We start from the raw sequence: 21,326 nt of genomic DNA on the forward strand, positions 1-21,326 counted from the left end.
GAGTGAGCATTTTCTGGTACCTTGGCTGCATGTCCGATGAGCCAGTGCTGGGCCTGCGCGAGCGCAAGAAGATAGACACACGCAAGGCGCTGAGCGACGCCGCCGTGGAGTTGATGTACGAGCGCGGTCTGAAGAACCTCGTCCGGGAGGAGATCGCGGCCCGCGTCGGCGTGTCACCGCGCACCTTCGGCAACTACTTCGCCAGCAAGTACGAAGCCTTGGCCTACCGGCTGGGCGACCGGATCCGCCGCAGTGCCGAGCTGCTGCGGGCCCGCCCCGCCCAGGAGCCGCTGTGGACGGCGATCGCCGAGGCCATGGTCGAGCCGCTGTGGGCGGACGGAGCGCCGTTCGGACGGCCGACGCGGGAGCAGCTCGTCGAGTTGCGCAAGCTGAGCCTGGTCCCGGAGATGCAGGAGGCCATGGCGCGGGCGTCCATCGACGACCTCGTCGACGCGATCGCCGCGCGCACGGGCACCGACGCGCGCAACGACCTGTATCCGCGGCTCGTCGCGCGCATCACCGTCACCGCGGTGAACGCCGTGATGGACCGCTATGTGCACACGGACGAGCCGGTGAAGATCCCCGACCTGCTCCGCGAGGTGATCACCAGTATTTCGGAAGGACTGCCGCCGCCCGAGCGGTGACCGCGGCGGCGGCCGGTGAGGCCGGCCGGCGCCGGGGGTACCGACGAAGCAGGCAGCGTGGGCGATTCCGAGCCCGTCAGGGACATCGAGCCCGTCAGGAAGGAACAGAACGCATGTCAGACACGACTGCCGACGGCAAGGCCGCGCCGACGGTGTCCGCAGCGGGCAACGACCGCTACATCAAGCTAGGCATCGGCGGCCTCCTGCTCGGCATGTTCCTCGGCATGATGGACAACTTCATCGTGAGCACCGCACTGCCGAAGATCGTCGAGGATCTGGGCGGACTGAAGTCCCTGGCCTGGGTGATCACGGCGTATTCGCTGGCCATCGCGGCGTCCACGCAGGTCTGGGGCAAGCTGAGCGACCTGTACGACCGCAAGATGATCTATCTGCTGTCGGTGGTGCTCTTCCTTGCCGGGTCGATGCTGTGCGGCCTGGCGCAGGACATGACCCAGCTGATCGTGTTCCGCACCCTGCAAGGGTTCGGAGCCGGCGGGCTGGTGGTCGGCGCCCTGTCGATCACCAGCGTGATGCTGACCCCGCAGGAGTCGGCGAAGGTCGGGTCGTGGACCGGGCTGCTGATGGGGGTCTCACTCGTCGGCGGGCCGTTGATCGGTGGCCTCGTCACCGACGCGTGGAGCTGGCACTGGATCTTCTACATCAACGTGCCCTTCGGCATCGTCTGCGTCCTCGCGACGATCGTCGGCGTCCGGCTGCCCGCCGCGCCGAAGAAGAAGGTGCGGATCGACTACCTCGGCATGATCCTGCTGACCGCGGGGGTCGTCTGCCTCACGCTCGTGACGACCTGGGCGGGAAACAGCTACGCGTGGGGGTCCACGCGGATCATCGGCCTCATCACCGCCGGAGTGATCGCGCTCGCCGCGCTGGTGTGGGTGCAGCAGCGCGTGGCCGAACCCATCCTGCCGCTGCGGCTGTTCCGGCACCACAACTTCACCCTCGCCCAGATCCTGGGCTTCATCTTCGGCGTGGCCATGGTCGTGCCGGTCACCTTCCTGCCGCTGTACGCCCAGAACGCCAAGGGCATCAGCTCGATCAGCAGCGGCCTCCTGCTGCTCCCGATGATGGTCGGGATGGTGCTGATGATGAGGAGGGGGTCGGCGTGGATCCGCCGCACCGGACGCTTCCGCATCCTCCCGATCATCGGCAGCGCCGCCATCACGGTCGGCATGGTCCTGCTGCTCCTGTTCAGCCCCGGGACGAACACACTGCTCGGCGCCCTGTACATGGTGCCGATCGGTGTCGGGCTCGGCTGTCTCATCCAGAACACGGTGCTGATCACCCGCACGTCCGTCGAACCGCGCGACATGGGCGCTGCCATGGGGGTGGGTTCGCTGACCCGGACGCTCGGCACGGGCATGGGGGTGGCGCTCTTCGGCGCGCTGTACGCAGGCCGGTTGAGCAGCAGTCTGAGCGACAAGATCGGTTCGCGGGACGCGTCCGCACTGGTCTCGTCGGGCAGTGAGGACCAGTCGGACCTGGTCAGTCAGATGCCGGCGCGGGTCCAGGAAGCATGGGCGAGCGCGGTCACCGACGGCCTGCACGTGGTGGCGATCGCCGGTGTGGTCGCCGGGGTCATCGCGCTGGTGTCCGCGGTACTCGTCCGTGAGGTTCCGCTCGGCCCCCCGCCGGCGCCTCCCCAGAGTTCCTGACCATCCGCCGCCCCCCCACAGCGTGCCGTGCGCGGGCACTTCGCCCGCGCACGGCACGCTCCGCGGCCTGTTCCAGCTCTCCCGAAAAGTGATTCGGTAATTTTCGCCGTATCACTCCACCGGAATCCAAATGCGCGATACATTCAGTGGTCGGCGCTGAGATGTGTCCGGCCTCGCGCCTCCTCCACGAGAATGCGCGGTCACGGGAGACCGACCGATCCCACAGGCGCATCTGACGCCGGATAATCCCTCTCCCTCCCCGTTCACTTGCCCAAGAAATCGTGCAACCGGACTGTGGAAAGGCCTGATCGAGTTGACAGACGTCGAGAACAAGGACCTGCTGACAGCACTGCCGATGGAAAGGGACGACAAATGCCCTTTCGACCCGCCCCCCGGGTTGCGGGAGGGGCGGCCGTTGCGCCGCATGGTGTACCCGGACGGCCACGTCGGCTGGCTGGCCACCGGACACGCGGTGGTGCGCGCGGTGCTCTCCGACTCCCGCTTCAGCTCCCGGCACGAGCTGATCCACGAGCCGATCGCTGGCATGGAGGGCCCGGGCGGGGAACGTGACGCCGCGCCGATCGGCGACATGACCGGCATCGACCCGCCCGAGCACACCCGCTTCCGCCAGCTGCTGGTGGGCAAGTTCACCGTGCGCCGGATGCGGCTGCTCACCCAGCGCATGGAGGAGATAGCCCGCGACCAGCTGGACGTGATGGCCGAACACGGCGCGCCCGCCGACCTGTGGACCCTGTTCGCGCAGCCGGTTCCCGCGCTGATGCTGTGCGAACTGCTCGGCGTACCGCTGGACGACCTCGACACCTTCCAGCGCCACACCCAGACGGCACTCACCCAGGACGGCAGGCCGGAGGAGGTGGGCATGGCCTTCCGGTCGCTGTACGGGTACATGCGCAAGCTGGTGGCCGCCAAGCGGGCGGAGCCGACGGACGACCTGCTGTCCGACCTGACCGAGACGGACCTGACCGACGCCGAACTGGCCGGTATCAGCGTATTGCTGCTGGTCGCCGGGTTGGACACCACGGCGAGCGTGATCGGACTCGGCACGTTCGCGCTGCTGCGCAACCCGGACCAGCTGGCCGCCGTGCGCGACGACCCGAGCCGGATCGACGACGTGGTGGAGGAGCTGCTCCGCTACACGTCCGTCGCTCCCAGGGCGGTGCGAGCGGCGCTGGAGGACGTTGAACTGGACGGCCAGGTGATCAAGGCCGGCGAGTCGGTCACGGTGTCCATCGAGGCCGCCGACCGCGACCCCGAGCGGTTCCCCGACCCCAACAAGATCGACGTGTTCCGGCAGGCGAGCGGGCACCTGGCGTTCGGGCACGGCATCCACCAGTGCCTCGGCTCGCAGTTGGCCAGGATGGAACTGCGCGCGGCTTTCCCGGCGCTGCTGGAGCGGTTCCCGTCGCTGCGGCTCGCCGTGCCGGCGGAGGAGGTGCCGCTGCGCGCCAACATGAGCGTGTTCGGCGTGCGCGAGTTGCCCGTCGTCTGGTGAGCCGACGGCGCCGTACTCTGCGTTCGTCCTGGGGTGGGTAGGGGCAGAAATCTGGGGTGTGAACGAGGCGAGCATCCGGCCACAATCTGAAGCAGGCTCTTGGGTGCTGCCGCGCGATTCGTGGGTCGTGCACGGAAGAACTGATGCGGCGACCGAGCCACGATTTGCCCGCGTGCGCGTATTCACACTACGGAAGGTCACTGTGTCTCAGGAAACCTCAGCCGACTTCACCAAGGCCTACCGCGAAGAAATGAACCACATGCACGTGACCCGCCTGGTCGGGAGCGGTTGGTTCTCCCGGGCTCTGGCGGCCGCGGCCCGGCTCGGCATCGCGGACCTGGTGGCCGACCAGCCGCTGTCCGACGACGAGATCGCGGACAAGACGGACTCGGACCCCCGGGTGATGCGCCGGCTCATGCAGATGCTCACGTTCTGGGGCGTGTTCGTCCGGGACGAGGCGGGCCGGTACGTCCTGTCGGAGAACTTCGCACCGCTGCGCGACGACCACCCCTGGTCGATGCGGAACTACTGCATCCTGATGGCCGAGACCTACGACGACGCCTTCGGTGGCATCCTCGAGACGGTCCGGACCGGCAAGTCCGGCTTCCGGGCCGTCTTCGGCACCTCGCTGTACGAGTGGCTCGAACGTGAGGAGAACGCCGAGACGGCTGCGATCTTCGATCGGGCGATGGCGGAACTCTCCCGTCCCGTGGCGGCTGTCCTGGCTCGGCAGCGCGACTTCTCCGACGTGAGGACGGTTGTCGACGTCGGCGGCGGCGGGGCGGGCATGGTCTCGGGCCTCGTCGCGGCGCACCCCCACCTCAAGGGTGTCTGCGCCGACCGCGCCTCGGTGTGCGAACGGGGCCCGGCGCAGCTCGAGAAGACGCTGAACGCCGACGTCGCCGCGCGTGTCAGCTTCCAGCCCACGGACATCTTCGAGAGCGTTCCCGACGGCGGCGATCTCTACCTGCTCAAGAACGTCTTGCACGACTGGACTCCGAAGAGCGGACTGCGGATCCTGACAGCGATCCACGCGGCGATGCGCCGTACCGCCGAGGCCGAGGGCAAATCCCCTCGTCTCCTGGTGATGGAGCCGCTGGTCGAGCAGGATGCCGACGCGGTGCGTGGCATGTTCCAGCTGGTGGTGTGCGAGGAGGGCACCCTGGGTTTGGACCAGGACGGCATCAGGGAGATCATCGCGGCCGCGGGTTTCGAAGTGACCGCGACCGACCGCCTCATGAGCAACCACACCGTCCTCGAGTGCGCACTCGCGGATGCCTGACCAACCCCGGTAGGAGAAGCGGCGCACACTACGTCGGGCCGCCCTCCCCGCTTGTCGCGGAGGGCGGCCCGACGCACCCGCTTGGTAACCGCGGGGCCCGCGACCCCGGCAAGATCCGTACGAGAGGCCTTAGGGCTTCCGCCGCTCAGCAACTCCGTGGGGGGCGTGGGCGCGACGGCTGTGCAGGCTGCGGAGAAGTACCTTGTCGGCTTTTCCGGAGTGGTTCGTCGGCAGTTCGTCGAGCACGAAGATCTCGGACGGAGCATGCGCGGCCGAGAGCGAGGTGCTGACGTGCTTGCGGATCTCGTCCGCGGTCGGAGCCGAGCCGGGTTGGAAGGCCACCGCGGCGTGCAGGGATTCGATGGCGTCGTCGTCTCGCCAGCCGTACACCGCCGCGTGGCGGACGCCGTCGATCGCGAGGATCTCCTGTTCCACGACGGTGGGGTGGATCTTGACGCCGTTCACCTTCACCACCTCGGAGGTGCGGCCGAGGAGGTGCAGGTAGCCCCGTTCGTCGAGGTAGCCGATGTCGCCTGTCGCATACCAACCGTCGCGCAGCACGCGCGCGGTCAGGTCGTCGTCGTTCCAGTAGCCGTCCATGAGGTGCGGTGAGCGCATCCATACCTCCCCGACCTCGCCGGGGGAGACCCGCGCACCGGATTCGGTGTCGTACAGGGAGATCTCGACTTCGGGGAACGGGCGCCCGACGGTCGTGGACAGCCAGGGGTCGTAGTGTTCGCCCGGGTCGAGGAGCGTGACGCGACCGCCTTCCGAGGTGCCGTACGCCTGAAGGAGCCTGGGCCCGAAAAGGCGCACGGCGTCGGCGACGCGGGCGGGTGCGGCGGAGCTGCCGCTGTAGACCAGGTGGCGAAGTGTCGCGAGCGCGGCGGCGGTGCGCTCCGGCGCATCCAGATCCGCCAGGTGGTCGTGCAGCCGGTACAGGTGCGCCGTCGCCATGAACGCCCGGGTCACGCCGTGTTCCGCGATGTCGTCCGCGAACCGCTCGGCGCGGAACTCCTCGCGGAGGACGAGTGTCCCGCGCGAGGTCACAGCGGCATCGGCCATGGGGCCGACGGTGTGGCTCAACGGGGTGGTGACCAGGAGGTGTATCGGATCCGTCTCGGGTGCGAGCGTGATGCGGACGGTGCCTTCCCAGGCCCTGCCCGACATGCGGATGCCCTTGGGGCGTCCTGTACTGCCACTCGTGTAGCCGACGACGGCCAGCCGCTGCGGATCCCACCGTGTGACGGCCTCGGAAGCCGGCACGTCTCCTTCGGCCGCCGGCCCGAGAACGGTGATGCCGCCCCCGGCACCGTCGGCCAACTCCAGGGCCCTGGCGTGGTTCTCGTCGTCCGCGTAGACCACCGCGGCGTGCGTTTCCCGCAGCATGCGGAGCTGATCGGCGGCGGACAGCGCCGCGGCGTTCGAGCCGGGGTTCGTGGTGCGCAGATAGCAGACGGCCGCTCCCAGCAGGTGCGCCGCGTAGCGGGCGGTCAGCATGTCGGGGCTGTTCGGGGCCACCAGGATGCCCACCACGCTGCCCGGCCCGACGTCCAGTGTGCGCATGGCGCGGTAGGTGCCGGTGACGGAGCCGGTGAGTTCACGGGCGCTGAACCGTCGGTCGCGCCAGTGCGCGACGATCCGTTCCGGCTCATCGGCGAGTACCGACATGATGTCTGCCGCGTATCCGCCGATACGGCTCCACCAACCGTGGGAGCTCGTCATGCTGGCCTCACTTTCGCGCGCCTTCGGTGATTGAAGCCGGTTTTTCGGATCTGTCATCGTCATCGCCCATCGTTCGGAGAACGGGCGCGGACGAACAACCCCTAGCAGCCCAGGACTGGGGTGCGTCGCGGAACCTGGGCGCCGTGGCCGGTCGGCCCCGCAACGCACACTGGCGCAGGTGGTGTTCACGGCGTTGATCGAGGTCATCGCGGTCCGGCCGCCGGAACCGCCGGGCCGGCTTTGCACCGCCGCACGGCCGGATCAACGCTGCCGGCATCGCGCCGCCCCCCCCGGGTATAGGAGCCGCGGTAGGGGGTGCGGCCCGGCCCAGGTAGGGGCGGTTCCCCACTGGTCAGGCGTCATCGGCCTGACATTGACTGTCCACTGAGCTCGGACAGCCGTGTGCGCCTACTCGACCAGATGGATTCCATATGACCGTTACCGATAGTTCTGGCCCGAGGGTGAACGCAGATGCGGCTGCATTCGGGAAGGAGCGGGAAAGCGTCGCGTTGGCCGACGAATTGGCGCTCGTCGCGCCCGCGCCGACCGATTCCCGTGCGCGCGTCGACGAACTCCACACACTCAGGGAAGAGGCCAGGGCGGGTGGCGCTCAGCGCGCCACGGACATGCAGCGGGCCAGAGGCAAGCTCACGGTCCGGGAGCGTCTCGACCTGCTCTTCGACGAGGGCACGTTCACCGAGATCGAACCCCTGCGCCGGCACCGCGCCGCCGGCTTCGGGCTGGAGAACCGGCGTCCGTACACCGACGGTGTGGTGACCGGCTGGGGCCTGGTCGAGGGGCGGACGGTGTTCGCCTACGCGCACGATTTCCGCATCTTCGGCGGTTCGCTGGGTGAGGCGCACGCCCAGAAGATCCACAAGATCATGGATCTCGCGCTGCGGGCGGGCGCACCGCTGGTCAGTCTGAGCGACGGTGCCGGCGCGCGGATCCAGGAAGGCGTCACCGCGCTGGCCGGATACGGCGGGATCTTCCAGCGCAACGTCCGCGCCTCGGGCGTCATACCGCAGATCAGCGTGATACTCGGCCCGTGTGCCGGCGGTGCCACGTACTCGCCCGCGCTGACCGACTTCGTCTTCATGGTGCGGGGCATCTCGCAGATGTACATCACGGGCCCCGACGTGGTGCAGACGGTCACCGGCGAGGAGGTCACCCACGACGACCTCGGCGGAGCCGCGGTGCACGGCTCCGTCTCGGGCGCCGCGCACGGCGTGTACGACAGCGAGGCCGAGTGTCTCGAAGAGGTGCGCTACCTGCTGTCCCTGCTCCCGTCGAACAACCGGGAGACGCCGCCGGCCGTCGAGAGCGCGGACCGGGCCGACCGGCGGTGCGACGCGCTCTTGGACCTGGTGCCGGCGGACCCCACGCGCTCCTTCGACATGCGCGACGTCATCGACGAGATCGTCGACGACCAGGACTACTTCGAGATCCACCCGTCCTGGGCGACCCACATCATCTGCTGTCTCGCCCGTCTCGACGGCCACGTCGTCGGCGTCGTGGCGAACCAGCCGGCCTCGCAGGCCGGCGTGCTCGACATCGAGGCAGCGGAGAAGGCCGCGCGCTTCGTGCAGCACTGCGACGCCTTCAGCATTCCGCTGGTGACCCTGGTGGACGTGCCGGGCTTCCTGCCGGGCGTCGAACAGGAGCACGGGGGGATCATCCGGCACGGCGCGAAGCTGCTCTACGCGTACTGCAACGCCACGGTGCCGCGAGTCCAGGTGGTGCTGCGCAAGGCGTACGGCGGGGCGTACATCGTCATGGACTCCAGGTCGGTCGGCGCTGACCTGTCCTTCGCCTGGCCCACCAACGAGATCGCGGTGATGGGAGCCGAGGGCGCCGCGAGTGTGGTGTTCCGGCGGGAGATCGCTGAGGCACCCGATCCGGAGGCGGCGCGGGCGCAGCTGGTCAAGGAGTACAAGCACCAGCTGATGCACCCGTACTACGCGGCCGAGCGTGGGCTGGTCGACGACGTCATCGACCCGGCGGACACCCGCTCCGTGCTGGTGGACGCGCTCGCGATGCTCCGCGCGAAGAGCGTGCGCCTGCCGCAGCGCAAGCACGGGAACCCGCCGACGTGAGGGGCGGAGCGACAGCCGGCCCGGGGCGGGAGGGGGTGCTGCGGATCGTGCGTGGCCACCCGGGCGACGAGGAAATAGCGGCGGCGGCGATCGCCCTGCTGGCCGTTCTCGCATCGAGGCGGCCGGCCCCTGCGTCGCGGCCCCGGGCGGCACCGGAGTGGCGAGGCGCGGGCGAGTTCCGGCCGCCCGGCTCGTGGGCCGCCCGCTGAGACGGCACGGCTTGCGCCTGAAGGCATCGAACCAGACCAGCAACTTTCTTGAACCGCGAGGAGCGCGAGGCGGAATGGCAGCGAGCGACCCCAAACTGGTAGAGGCTCTGCGCGCCTCCCTGAAGGAGACGGAACGTCTCCGGGAGCAGAACCGGTTGCTGAGCAACGCGTCGCGTGAGCCGATCGCGATCGTGGGGATGGCGTGCCGGTACCCGGGCGGAGTGGTGTCGCCCGAGGGCTTGTGGCAGCTGGTCGCCGACGGCGTCGACGCCATCGACGGGTTCCCGACGAACCGCGGCTGGGACCTGGAGCGGTTGTACGACCCGGACCCCGACAGCCGCGGCACCTCCTACGCCCGAGAGGGGGGATTCCTCCACGACGCCGGCGAGTTCGACGCCGACTTCTTCGGGATCTCGCCGCGTGAGGCACTGGCCATCGACCCGCAGCAGCGGTTGTTGCTGGAGAGCTCCTGGGAGGCGGTGGAGCGGGCGGGCATCGACCCCTCCGCGCTGCGGGGCAGCAGAACCGGCGTGTTCGCCGGGGTGATGTACCACGACTACGGGACACGGAGCGCGGCCCCCGGCGAGCTGGAGGGCATGCTCGGTACGGGCAGTTCCGGCAGCGTCGCGTCGGGGCGTGTGTCGTACGCGTTCGGCTTCGAGGGCCCGGCGGTCACCGTGGACACGGCGTGTTCCTCGTCATTGGTCGCGCTGCATCTCGCGGTGCAGGCCCTGCGGTCCGGCGAGTGCGACATGGCGCTGGCCGGTGGTGTCACGGTCATGGCCACGCCCAACACGTTCGTGGAGTTCTCGCGCCAGCGCGGGCTGTCCCCCGACGGGCGGTGCAAATCCTTCGCGGCTGCCGCGGACGGCACCGGGTGGGGGGAGGGCGTGGGCATGCTCCTGGTGGAGCGGCTCTCCGACGCCCGCCGCAACGGCCATCGGGTGCTGGCCGTGGTGCGGGGCTCCGCGGTCAACCAGGACGGCGCCAGTAACGGCCTGACCGCCCCGAACGGCCCCTCCCAGCAGCACGTCATCCGGCAGGCGCTGGCCAGTGCCGAACTGACCGCGCCGGACGTCGGTGCCGTCGAATGCCACGGCACCGGGACGACGCTGGGTGACCCGATCGAGGCCCAGGCCCTGATCGCCACCTACGGCCAGGACCGGCCCGCCGACCGTCCGCTGTGGCTCGGATCGCTGAAGTCCAACATCGGCCACGCCCAGGCCGCGGCGGGTGTCGCCGGTGTGATCAAGATGGTCATGGCGATGCGCCACGGCATGCTGCCCAAGACGCTGCACGTGGACGAGCCGACCGGGCACGTCGACTGGTCGGACGGCACCGTCGCGCTGCTGACCGAGGCCCGCGCGTGGGACACCGACGACCGTCCCCGGCGGGCCGGTATCTCCTCGTTCGGCATCTCCGGCACCAACGCCCACGTGATCATCGAGCAGGCGCAGGAGGAGGCCGAGGAGCCCGAGCGGCGCGACCTTCCGGTGGTGCCCTGGCTGATCTCGGCACGGACCGAGGCCGCCCTGCGCGCCCAGGCCGCGCAGTTGGCCGAACATCTGTCCGTGGCGGACGTCGACGACGTGGCGGCGGGTGCGGCGCTCTACCGTACGCGCGCGCTGCTGGAACAGCGTGGCGTCGTCATCGGCGCGGACCACGACGAGCTGCTGGCCGGTCTGCGGGCCCTCGCCGCCGGGGAGCAGAGCGCCGACGTCCTCACCGGCGGCGGCGACGGCGGCAAGGCCGGGTTCCTGTTCGCGGGTCAGGGAAGCCAGCGGCTGGGCATGGGACGGGCGCTCGCGGAAACGTTCCCGGTCTTCGCCCAGGCGCTCGACGAGGTGGCCGCGGCGCTGGATCCCCTGCTGCCGCATCCCGTGCGGGCGGTGATGTTCGCCGAGCCGGATTCGGACCTTTCGGCGGCGCTGGACGAGACGGGGATGACGCAGCCCGCACTGTTCGCCTTCGAGGTCGCCCACTACCGGCTGCTGACGTCCTTCGGTGTGACTCCGGCTGTGCTCGTCGGGCACTCGATCGGTGAGATAGCCGCCGCGCATGTCGCGGGCGTGTTCTCGCTTCAGGACGCGTGCACGCTGGTGGCGGCGCGTGCCCGGTTGATGCAGGCGTTGCCGGGGCGTCAGGCGATGCTCGCCGTCGCGGCGCCTGAGGCGGACGTGGCGCCGCTGCTGGAGGCGGACGAACGGGCCGGGATCGCCGCGGTCAACGGCCCCGCTTCCGTGGTGGTCTCCGGCGCCGAGGACGCCGTGGACAGGATCGCTTCGGTGCTGGGCGAGCGTGGCGTGCGCACCCGGCGGCTGAGGGTGTCCCACGCGTTCCACTCGCCGCTGATGGAACCGATGCTGGCCGAGTTCGGCGACATCGCCGCCGGACTGACCTGCCGTGAGCCGTCGATCCCGGTGATCTCCAACGTGACCGGGCGGCTCGCCACCGAGGGGCAGCTCACCGACCCCGGCTACTGGGTCCGGCACGTGCGCCAGACGGTCAGGTTCGCCGACGGTGTGGCCGCCGCGCGTGCGGCAGGGGCGGAGCTCTTCGTCGAGGTGGGGCCGGACGCGACGCTGTCAGGACTGGCCCGGCAGATTCTGGACACCGCCACCGTCGTACCGACCGCGCGCAAGGGCCGCGACGAGACCCGTGCCTTCGTGGCGGCCCTGGGCCGCCTGCACGCCGTCGGTGTGCCCGTCGACTGGTCCGTCTACCTCGGAGAGGCGACGGCCCGCGTCGACCTGCCCACCTACGCGTTCCAGCACGAGCGTTACTGGCTCGAGCACGGCTCGGCCGCTGGGGACCTGTCGGCGGCCGGGCTGAGCCCACTCGACCACCCCGTGCTGAGCGCCGTCCTCCCGGCCACGGAGTCGGACGGGCTGACGCTCACGGGCCGGCTGTCGGCGGCCGGGCAGCCCTGGCTGACCGACCACGACGTACTGGGCACCGTCTTGGTGCCGGGCACGGGCCTGCTCGAACTCGTGATGCAGGCAGGACACGAGGCGGGCAGCCCGCACGTGCGGGAGCTGACCCTGCATGCGCCGCTCGTCGTTCCGGCACGAGGCGGACTCCATCTCCGCGTGACGGTCGAAGCGCAGGACGGCGCGGGCGTGCGGAACGTCAGCGTCCACAGCCGCGACGAAGACGACCTGGACGGCGCGTGGACGCTGCACGCCTCCGGCGCGCTCGGCACCGCCCCGGCCACGTCACCAAGGAGCACGACGCAGTGGCCGCCGACGGGAGCCGCATCCGTCGATCTCACGGACGCGTACACCTTCCTTCTCGACCGCGGGTACGCCTACGGACCCGTCTTCCGGGGCCTGCGCGCGATGTGGCGGCGCGGCGAGGAGCTCTTCGCCGAGGTCGAGCTGCCGGAGCAGGCGCACGCGGACGCGGCACGGTTCGGCCTGCATCCCGCGCTCCTGGACGCGGCGATGCACGCGCCCCTGCTGGACGACCGCCGGCTGGACGGCGCGCCACGGACGGTACTGCCCTTCACGTGGTCCGGTGCGACCCTGCACTCCGCCGGTGCGGCCTCGCTCCGGGTGCACATCACCCGTACCGGAGGGGACTCGGTCTCACTGACCGCCACCGATCCCACGGGCGAGCCTGTGCTGACGGTGGAGTCGTTGGTCTCGCGCCCGGTGGCGGCCGAACAGCTCGGCTCCGGGAACGGCGCGCTGTTCCACCTGGACTGGGTGACGGTGCCCATCGGCCGTGCGCCGGGAGCCGGTCTCGCGTCGGCCGGTACGGGGATTCCCGGGGTGCCGGCCGGCCAGTTCGACGATCTGGAGTCGCTGGCCGCATCGGGCCCGGTGGCCCCGTGGGTCGTGGTCGGGTGTCAGGGCGCCGAGGGCGCCGTACCCGCGGCGATGCGTCGAACCACTCGTGCGGTGCTCGAACAGGTGCAGACGTTCCTGGCGGACGAGCGGTTCGCCGCCTCCCGGCTGGTGGTGGTGACCCGGGGCGCCGTGGCCACGGGGCCCCAGGAGGAACTCGTCCCCGCCGCCGCCCCCGTGTGGGGGCTCGTGCGCGCGGCGCAGGCCGAGCACCCGGACCGGATCATCCTGGTCGACGTCGACGGCGCGGACGAGTCGGGCGCCGCGCTGGCCGGTGCGCTGGAGACCGGCGAACCCGAGATGGCGATCAGGGCAGGCACCGTCGCGGTTCCTCGTCTGACGCGCAAGACCGCGCCGCCGGTGGACGTGCCGGCACTCGATCCCGAGGGCACGGTGCTGGTCACCGGCGGCACCGGTGGCCTGGGCGCGCTGGCCGCGCGGCGCCTCGTCGTCGAGCACGGTGTGCGTCACCTCGTGCTGGCCGGCCGCCGGGGAGCGGACGCTCCCGGCGCGACGGAACTGATCGACGAGCTGGCGGAGCTGGGCGCCTCGGCCCGGGCCGTCGCCTGCGACGTGGCCTCGCGTGACGCCCTTACGCGACTGCTCGCGAGCGTGCCGGCCGAGCACCCGTTGACCGGTGTGGTGCACGCCGCGGGGACCGGTGACACCGGGCTGGTCGACTCGCTGACACCGGACCGGCTCGACGAGGTGTTCGCCGCGAAGGCCGACGGGGCGTGGTTCCTGCACGAGCTGACGGCCGGGATGGACCTGGCCGCGTTCGTGCTGTTCTCGTCGGCCGGCGGCCTGGTGCTGGCGGCGGGCCAGGGAGCGTACGCGGCGGCGAACGTCTTCCTGGACGGGCTGGCCGCCCACCGTCGCCGGCTCGGCCTCGCGGGGACCTCCCTGGCGTTCGGGCTGTGGGACACCTCGACGGGGCTGTCGCGCGCACTGTCCGACGCCGACCTGGAGCGGATGCGGCGGCAGGGCTACCCGCCGCTGACCGTCGAGGAGGGGCTCAGCGGCTTCAGCGCCGGACTGGCCTCGAAGGAAGCCGTGGTCGTCCCGTTGCGCGTGGACACCGCGGCGCTGCGCACTTCCGCGCACACGCCTGCGCTGTTGCGGGGACTCGTGCGGCGGCCCCGTCCGGCGACACGGGGTGCCGCCGGCGGCTCGCCTTCGGGCTGGGCACAGCGGCTCGCGGGGATGGGCGCGGCCGAACGCGCCCGGGTGGTCTCGGAGCTGGTGCGCGACAAGGTCGCGGCCGTGCTCGGCCACACCTCCAGCGCGCGGATCGAGCCGGAGCGGGCGTTCTCCGACCTCGGCTTCGACTCGTTGACCGCGGTCGAACTGCGCAACCAGCTCGACGCGGCGACCGGACTGCGGCTGCCCGCGACCCTGGTGTTCGACCACCCGCACGCCCGGGCCGTCGCCCAGCGCATCGAGTCCGAGCTGGTCGACGGTGCGGCCGACACGCCGGCGGCCGTGGTGGCGGCCCCCGCCGCGAACGACGAGCCGATCGCGATCGTGGGTATGGCGTGCCGCTACCCGGGCGGCGTCACCTCCCCCGAGGACCTGTGGCAGCTCGTCGCCGACGAGGTGGACGCGGTTTCCCACTTCCCGACCGATCGCGGATGGGACATCGAGCGGATCTACGACCCGGAACCGGGCACGCCCGGCAAGAGCTACACCCGAGCGGGCGGCTTCCTCTACGACGCGGCCGACTTCGACCCCGCGTTCTTCGGAATCTCACCGCGTGAAGCGCTGAGCATGGATCCGCAGCAACGTCTGCTGCTGGAGACGTCGTGGGAGGCGTTCGAACACGCCGGTCTCGATCCGCATTCCCGGCGAGGCAGCCGCACCGGTGTGTTCGCCGGAGTGATGTATCACGACTACGGCCTGGGCGTGCCCGGCTCGACCAGCGGCGGCAGCCTGATCTCCGGGCGGGTCTCCTACACGCTCGGCTTCGAGGGCCCCGCCGTCACCGTCGACACCGCGTGCTCGTCCTCGCTGGTCGCACTCCACATGGCCGTGCAGGCTCTGCGTTCGGGCGAGTGCGAACTGGCGTTGGCCGGCGGCGTCACGGTGATGTCGAGCCCGGGCATGTTCGTCGAGTTCTCCCGGCAGCGCGGCCTCGCCCCGGACGGCCGCTGCAAGTCCTTCGCGGACGGCGCCGACGGTGCCGGGTGGGCCGAGGGCGTCGGCGTGCTCCTGGTGGAGCGGCTCAGCGACGCGCGCCGCAACGGCCACCAGGTCCTCGCGGTGGTGCGCGGCTCCGCCGTCAACCAGGACGGTGCCAGCAACGGCCTCACCGCGCCCAACGGTCCCTCCCAGGAACGCGTCATCCGCCAGGCACTGGCGAACGCCGGACTGACCACCTCCGACATCGACGCCGTCGAAGCACACGGCACCGGCACGACCTTGGGCGACCCCATCGAGGCACAGGCCCTGATCGCCACCTACGGCCAGGGCCGCCCCGCCGACCGCCCCCTCCGACTCGGCTCGGTGAAGTCGAACATGGGCCACGCACAGGCCGCCGCCGGTGTGGCCGGCCTGATCAAGATGGTCATGGCCATGCACAACGAAACACTGCCCAGGACCCTGCACGTGGACGAGCCGTCGAGCCACGTCGACTGGTCGGCGGGCGCCGTCGAACTGCTGACCGAGGCCAAGCAGTGGGACGGAAGCGACCGGGTGCGCCGGGCAGCCGTGTCGTCCTTCGGGATCAGCGGCACCAACGCGCACGTCGTCATCGAACAGGCGCCGCCGAGCGCCGACCCCCAACCAGCCGACCGGCCTTCACCGGTGGTGCCGTGGGTGCTCTCGGCGGGGTCGGCCGATGCCCTGCGGGCACAGGCGGACCGGCTGCGCTCCTGGGTGTCAGAACGGCCCGAACTGGACCCCGGCGACGTCGGCTGGTCCCTGGCGAGTGGCCGGGCGGCGCTCGGCCACCGGGCAGTCGTGCTCGGTGCGGACCGCGACGGGCTGCTGGCATCGCTGAGCGACCTGGCCGACGGCACGACCGGGGCGAGTGGACCGCCGGCGATCGAAGGCAGCGCGGCCGCGCACGGCGCCACGGCCCTGCTCTTCGCCGGACAGGGCAGCCAGCGTCCTGGTATGGGACGCGCCCTGTCCGACGCCTTCCCCGAGTTCGCCGCCGCGCTGGACGAGATCTGCCAGGCGCTCGACCCGCTGCTGGCGCACCCGCTGCGCGAGACGATGTTCGCCGAGCCGGACTCGGACCTTTCGGCGGCGCTGGACGAGACGGGGATGACGCAGCCCGCGCTGTTCGCGTTCGAGGTCGCCCTGTTCCGGCTGCTGACCTCGTTCGGGGTCACTCCGGACGTGCTCGTCGGGCACTCGATCGGCGAGCTCGCCGCCGCCCATGTCGCGGGCGTGTTCTCGCTTCAGGACGCGTGCAGGCTGGTGGCGGAGCGCGCCCGGTCGATGCAGGCGCTGCCCGCCGGCGGAGCGATGCTCGCCGTGGCCGCACCCGAGGCGGACGTGCTGCCGCTGCTGGACGAGCGCACCGGCGTCGCGGCGGTCAACGGACCGGCCGAGGTGGTCGTCTCCGGTGCCGAGGACGCCGTGGAGGAGATCGCCGCGGTTCTCACCGAGCGCGGGGTGCGCACCCGGCGGCTGCGGGTCAGCCACGCGTTCCACTCGCCGCTGATGGACCCGATGCTCGACGAGTACCGGAGGGTCGCCGAGAGCGTGACCTACCACGAGCCGACGATCCCCGTGGTCTCCAACGTCACCGGGGAGCCAGCCGCCGAAGGTGAGCTGACCGACCCGGACTACTGGATCGCGCACGTCCGCCGGACGGTGCGCTTCGCCGACGGTGTGACGGCGGCCAGGACGGGCGGCGCCACGCGTTTCGTCGAGATCGGGCCCGACCGGGTCCTCACCGGCCTGGTCCGGCAAGGTCTCGACGAGACCGCGCTGGCCGTCGCGACCACACGCCGGGACCACGACGAGACACGCACGTTCGTCGAGGCGCTCGCGCGACTGCACACCTCGGGCGTGGCGGTGGAGTGGAGCGGAATGCTCACCTCCCGCCGCCGGGTCCAACTGCCCACCTACGCGTTCCAGCGGGAGCGGTTCTGGCTGGACGGCGCGGCGACCTCGGACACCGCGGAAGCCGTCGGGCTGGGCCCCCTCGACCATCCGCTGCTGAGCGCGCTCACCGAGCTTCCCGGCTCCGGCGGCATCCTGGCGACCGGACGGCTGTCGCCGGCCACACACACGTGGCTCGCCGACCACATGGTGAACGACGTGCTGATCGTGCCGGGCACGGCCCTGGTCGAGATGGCCGTGCGGGCCGGCGACGAGGCCGGATGCGCGACGCTGGCCGAACTCACACTGCGGGCACCACTGGTGCTGCCCCGCGACGGCGCCGCCCACGTGCAGATTCACGTCGGCGGCCTGGACGAGCACGGCACCAGGCCCGTCGAGATCCACTCGAGCCAGGACCACGGTTCCTGGACCTGTCACGCGACAGGACTGCTCGCCGACGGCCCCGCCGAGCCGAGCGCCGACCTCACCCAGTGGCCGCCCCCCGGCGCGCAGCCCGTCGACGTCGGCGACACCTACGAGCAGCTGGCCGGCCTCGGCCTGCGCTACGGCCCCCTGTTCCAGGGGCTGAGCGCGGCATGGCGAACCGGCGACGCCGTGTACGCCGAGATCACCCTGCCGGAGCAGGCGCACGATGAAGCGGAGCGGTTCGGCATCCACCCGGCCCTGCTCGACGCGGCGCTGCACAGCATGGGCGTCGGCGACCATCTCCAGGAGACCGAGCCGGGACGACCGTTCCTGCCCTTCGCCTGGCGGCAGGTCGCCCTGCACGCCACGGGCGCCACCGCCTTGCGGGTACGCGTGGCGCACACCGGCGGAGACAACACCGTCACGCTCGCCGTCGCCGACCCGGCGGGCGCCCCGGTCGCCGACATCGGATCGCTCACCCTGCGCCAGGTCGCGGCCGACCAGCTCGCGGGCGACGCGGACAGCAGGCCGCTCTTCCGGACCGCGTGGGCCCCGACGCCCTGCGGCGACGGCAGCGCCGAGGGCCTGGCCGTACTCGGCGAGGACCTGTTCGGCCTGTGGCCGACCGTGGCCGAGGCCGAGCACGTTCCCGAGTGGGTCCTCGTCGGAACCCCGCGGACCGCAGCCGACGTGCCGGACGCGGTCCGGGTGACGACGACCGCCGTCCTCGGACATCTACAGGAGTGGCTTGCCGACGAGCGCTTCGCCGCCTCACGGCTGGCCGTCGTCACGCGGGGCGCTGTGGCGACCGGTGCGGACGAGGACGTCGACCTCGGGCAGGCGCCGGTATGGGGTCTGGTGCGCGCCGCTCAGGCGGAGAACCCGGGCCGGATCCTGCTGGTCGACCTGGACGACGAGCAGGACAGCGTACGGGCCCTGCCGGGTGTGCTGGCTACCGGAGAGCCGGAATCGGCCGTTCGCGGCGGCGAGATGAGCGTGCCCCGGTTCACGCGGGTGTCGCCCGAGGCCGCCGCACAGCCCGCGCTGGACCCCGAGGGCACGGTGCTGATCACCGGCGGGACGGGTGGCCTGGGCGCGCTGGTCGCACGCCACCTCGTGACCGAGCACGGCGCACGCCACCTGCTGCTGGTCGGCCGCCGTGGCACGGAAGCACCCGGGGCGGCGGAGCAGGTCGCCGTGTTGACACAGCTGGGTGCCACGGTCGAGGCCGTGGCGTGTGACGTGCAGGACCGGGACGCCCTGGCCCGGCTGATCGCGTCGATCCCCGACGCACATCCCCTCAACGCCGTGATCCACGCGGCAGGTGTCGGTGACAACGGGCTCATCGCCTCCCAGACCGCGGAGCGCATGGCACCCGTCCTGGCCACCAAGGCCGACGCGGCCTGGCACCTGCACGAGTTGACGGCCGGGAGGGAGCTGGCCGCGTTCGTGATGTTCTCCTCCGCCGGCGGCCTGGTGCTCGCGGCGGGACAGGCATCGTACGCGGCGGCGAACGTGTTCCTGGACGGGCTGGCCGCACACCGCCGCCGAGCCGGACTGCCCGGCGTCTCCCTGGCGTTCGGCATGTGGGAGACGGCGACCGGACTGACGCGCCGGCTCAGCGCCGTGGACCTCGACCGGATGCGCAGGCAGGGGCTGCCCGCGCTGTCCGTCGCGGACGGACTGGCCGGGTTCGACGCCGGACTGACCACGCCCGAGGCGCATCTCGCACCGCTGCGCGTCGAGACGGGGCTGCTGCGGTCCCGGACGGACGTTCCGGCCCTGCTGCGCGGGCTCGTGCCCTCCACGGCCCGCCGGGTCAGCCGGTCGGTCGCCGCGGCCGGTCCCGACCGCGGCCTGCCCGGCGGGGACCGCGGCCTGTCGCTGGACCTGGTGCGCGAGAAGGTCGCGGCCGTACTCGGCTACGCGTCGCCGCAGCAGGTCGGGCCGACGAAGGCGTTCCAGGAACTCGGATTCGACTCGCTGACCGCGGTCGAGTTGCGCAACGAGCTGAACACGGCGACCGGCCTGCGGCTGCCCGCGACGCTCGTCTTCGACCACCCGAACGCGCAGGCGGTCGCCGACCACCTGGACACCCAGCTCACCAGCGGGACCGCCACGACCCCTTCGGTGACACCTGCCGTGGCGGCGGACACCGAGCCGGTCGCGATCGTGGGCATGGCGTGCCGGTACCCCGGAGGCGTCGCGTCGCCCGAGGACCTGTGGCGGCTGGTCTTCGAGGGCGTCGACGCGGTGTCGGAGTTCCCCACGGACCGTGGCTGGGACCTGGCCGGCCTCTACGATCCCGACCCCGACAGCCGCGGCACCGCCTACACCCGCCACGGCGGATTCCTGCACGACGCCGGCTTGTTCGACCCCGGATTCTTCGGCATCTCCCCGCGCGAGGCCCTGGCGATGGACCCCCAGCAGCGCCTGCTGCTGGAGACGTCGTGGGAGGCCGTCGAACGGGCGGGCATCGATCCCCGTACCCTGCGCGGCACCCGAGCCGGTGTCTTCGCCGGCTCGATGTACCACGACTACCTGTCGCAGACGCCGCAGGCCCCTGACGACCTGGAGGGGCTCATCGGGACCGGCAACTCGGGCAGCGTGCTCTCCGGAAGGGTGGCGTACACCCTCGGCCTGGAGGGTCCCGCGGTGACGGTGGACACGGCGTGCTCGTCGTCGCTGGTGGCGCTGCACATGGCCGTGCAGGCGTTGCGTTCCGGTGAGTGCGAGCTGGCGCTGGCCGGCGGTGTGACGGTGATGGCCACGCCGGGCACGTTCGTGGAGTTCTCCCGTCAGCGGGGTCTGTCTCCTGATGGGCGGTGCAAGGCGTTCGGTGCCGGTGCGGACGGTACCGGCTGGGGTGAGGGCGTGGGCATGCTCTTGGTGGAGCGGCTCTCGGACGCGCGGCGGAACGGGCATCCCGTGCTCGCGGTGGTGCGGGGTTCTGCGGTCAATCAGGACGGTGCCAGCAACGGCCTGACCGCGCCCAACGGTCCCTCGCAGCAGCGGGTGATCGGGCAGGCCCTGGCGGATGCCGGTCTGTCGGCTTCCGACGTGGACGCGGTGGAGGCGCACGGCACGGGTACGGCGCTGGGTGACCCGATCGAGGCGCAGGCCCTGATCGCGGCCTACGGCCAGGACCGGCCCGCCGGCCGGCCGCTGTGGCTGGGGTCCATCAAGTCGAACATCGGCCACGCCCAGGCCGCCGCAGGTGTGGCCGGTGTGATCAAGATGGTGATGGCCATGCGCCATGGCGTGCTGCCGCGGACCCTGCACGTGGACGAGCCCTCGCCGCACGTGGACTGGACGGCCGGTGCGGTCGGTTTGCTGGCGGACGCGCAGGAGTGGGCCGAGGGCGACGGGGCCCGCAGGGCCGGTGTGTCCTCGTTCGGTATCGCCGGTACCAACGCGCACGTGCTCATCGAGCAGGTGGACGAGCCCGCGGCGGTCGCGGCAGTGGCGGCTCCGCCGGTGGTGCCGTGGTTGGTCAGTGCCGCGACCGCGGAGGGCGTGTCCGCGCAGGCTTCGAAGCTGCTGACGCACCTGGACGCCGACGCCGACATCGCCCTGGTGGCCGCGGCGCTGGCGTCGTCCCGCACGGTACTGGATCACCGGGCCGTGGTGATCGGCGCCGACAGGGCTGCTCTGCTGGCCGGCCTGGAGAAACTCGCCGAGGGTGAGGTCTGTGCTGGTGTGGTGGCTGGTTCGGGGTCGGGTGGGAAGCTGGGGTTGTTGTTCGCTGGTCAGGGGAGTCAGCGGTTGGGTATGGGGCGGTCGCTTGTGGCGGCGTTCCCGGTGTTTGCTGAGGCGTTGGATGAGGTTGTGGGGGTTTTGGATCCGTTGGTGTCGTTCTC

8 protein-coding genes are annotated in these 21,326 nt (G+C 71.4%); 7 read left to right on the forward strand and 1 reads right to left on the reverse strand.

Translation table 11 applies throughout. The features are described from left to right. Nucleotides 1–29 precede the first annotated feature (29 nt). The 4 genes from DQ392_RS21870 (at nt 30) to DQ392_RS21885 (ending at nt 5,109) form a co-directional block, all read left to right on the forward strand. Nucleotides 30–644, forward strand: a complete 615-nt coding sequence (locus DQ392_RS21870) for a TetR/AcrR family transcriptional regulator (protein WP_114017391.1) — start codon at nt 30–32, stop codon at nt 642–644. A gap of 113 nt (nt 645–757) precedes the next feature. Next, entirely contained in the window at nt 758–2,314 is a 1,557-nt protein-coding gene (locus DQ392_RS21875) for an MFS transporter (protein WP_114017392.1), read from the forward strand. A gap of 313 nt (nt 2,315–2,627) precedes the next feature. After that, nucleotides 2,628–3,827: a cytochrome P450 gene (locus DQ392_RS21880; protein ID WP_425470576.1), complete on the forward strand. Its 1,200-nt coding sequence runs from the start codon at nt 2,628–2,630 to the stop codon at nt 3,825–3,827. 202 nt (nt 3,828–4,029) lie between these two features. After that, complete coding sequence (locus DQ392_RS21885; protein WP_114017393.1) at nt 4,030–5,109, forward strand: methyltransferase; 1,080 nt, start codon at nt 4,030–4,032, stop codon at nt 5,107–5,109. 129 nt (nt 5,110–5,238) lie between these two features. Here DQ392_RS21885 and DQ392_RS21890 read toward each other — a convergent pair whose 3' ends face one another. Next, a complete protein-coding gene (locus DQ392_RS21890; RefSeq protein ID WP_114017394.1) occupies nt 5,239–6,834 on the reverse strand; it encodes a class I adenylate-forming enzyme family protein in 1,596 nt (531 codons plus the stop codon). Between the two features lie 626 nt (nt 6,835–7,460). Here DQ392_RS21890 and DQ392_RS21895 point away from each other — a divergent pair. The 3 genes from DQ392_RS21895 to DQ392_RS21905 all read left to right on the forward strand — a co-directional run. Then, complete coding sequence (locus DQ392_RS21895; RefSeq protein WP_245981760.1) at nt 7,461–8,930, forward strand: acyl-CoA carboxylase subunit beta; 1,470 nt, start codon at nt 7,461–7,463, stop codon at nt 8,928–8,930. Between the two features lie 47 nt (nt 8,931–8,977). Further along, nucleotides 8,978–9,139: an acyl-CoA carboxylase epsilon subunit gene (locus DQ392_RS36245; RefSeq protein WP_181856529.1), complete on the forward strand. Its 162-nt coding sequence runs from the start codon at nt 8,978–8,980 to the stop codon at nt 9,137–9,139. Nucleotides 9,140–9,213: 74 nt separating this feature from the next. Continuing rightward, the coding region (locus tag DQ392_RS21905) for a type I polyketide synthase (RefSeq protein ID WP_114017397.1) at nt 9,214–21,326 on the forward strand (12,113 nt) is incomplete at its 3' end.

Source organism: Streptomyces reniochalinae (assembly GCF_003323735.1).
Lineage (GTDB): Bacteria > Actinomycetota > Actinomycetes > Streptomycetales > Streptomycetaceae > Streptomyces > Streptomyces reniochalinae.

Excerpts from the sequence above, each read along its gene's own strand:
- DQ392_RS21875 (WP_114017392.1), top strand. The coding sequence starts at position 758 with ATGTCAGACACGACTGCCGACGGCAAGGCCGCGCCGACGGTGTCCGCA.
- DQ392_RS21870 (WP_114017391.1), top strand. The coding sequence starts at position 30 with ATGTCCGATGAGCCAGTGCTGGGCCTGCGCGAGCGCAAGAAGATAGAC.
- DQ392_RS21890 (WP_114017394.1), bottom strand. The coding sequence starts at position 6,834 with ATGACGAGCTCCCACGGTTGGTGGAGCCGTATCGGCGGATACGCGGCA.
- DQ392_RS21895 (WP_245981760.1), top strand. The coding sequence starts at position 7,461 with ATGCAGCGGGCCAGAGGCAAGCTCACGGTCCGGGAGCGTCTCGACCTG.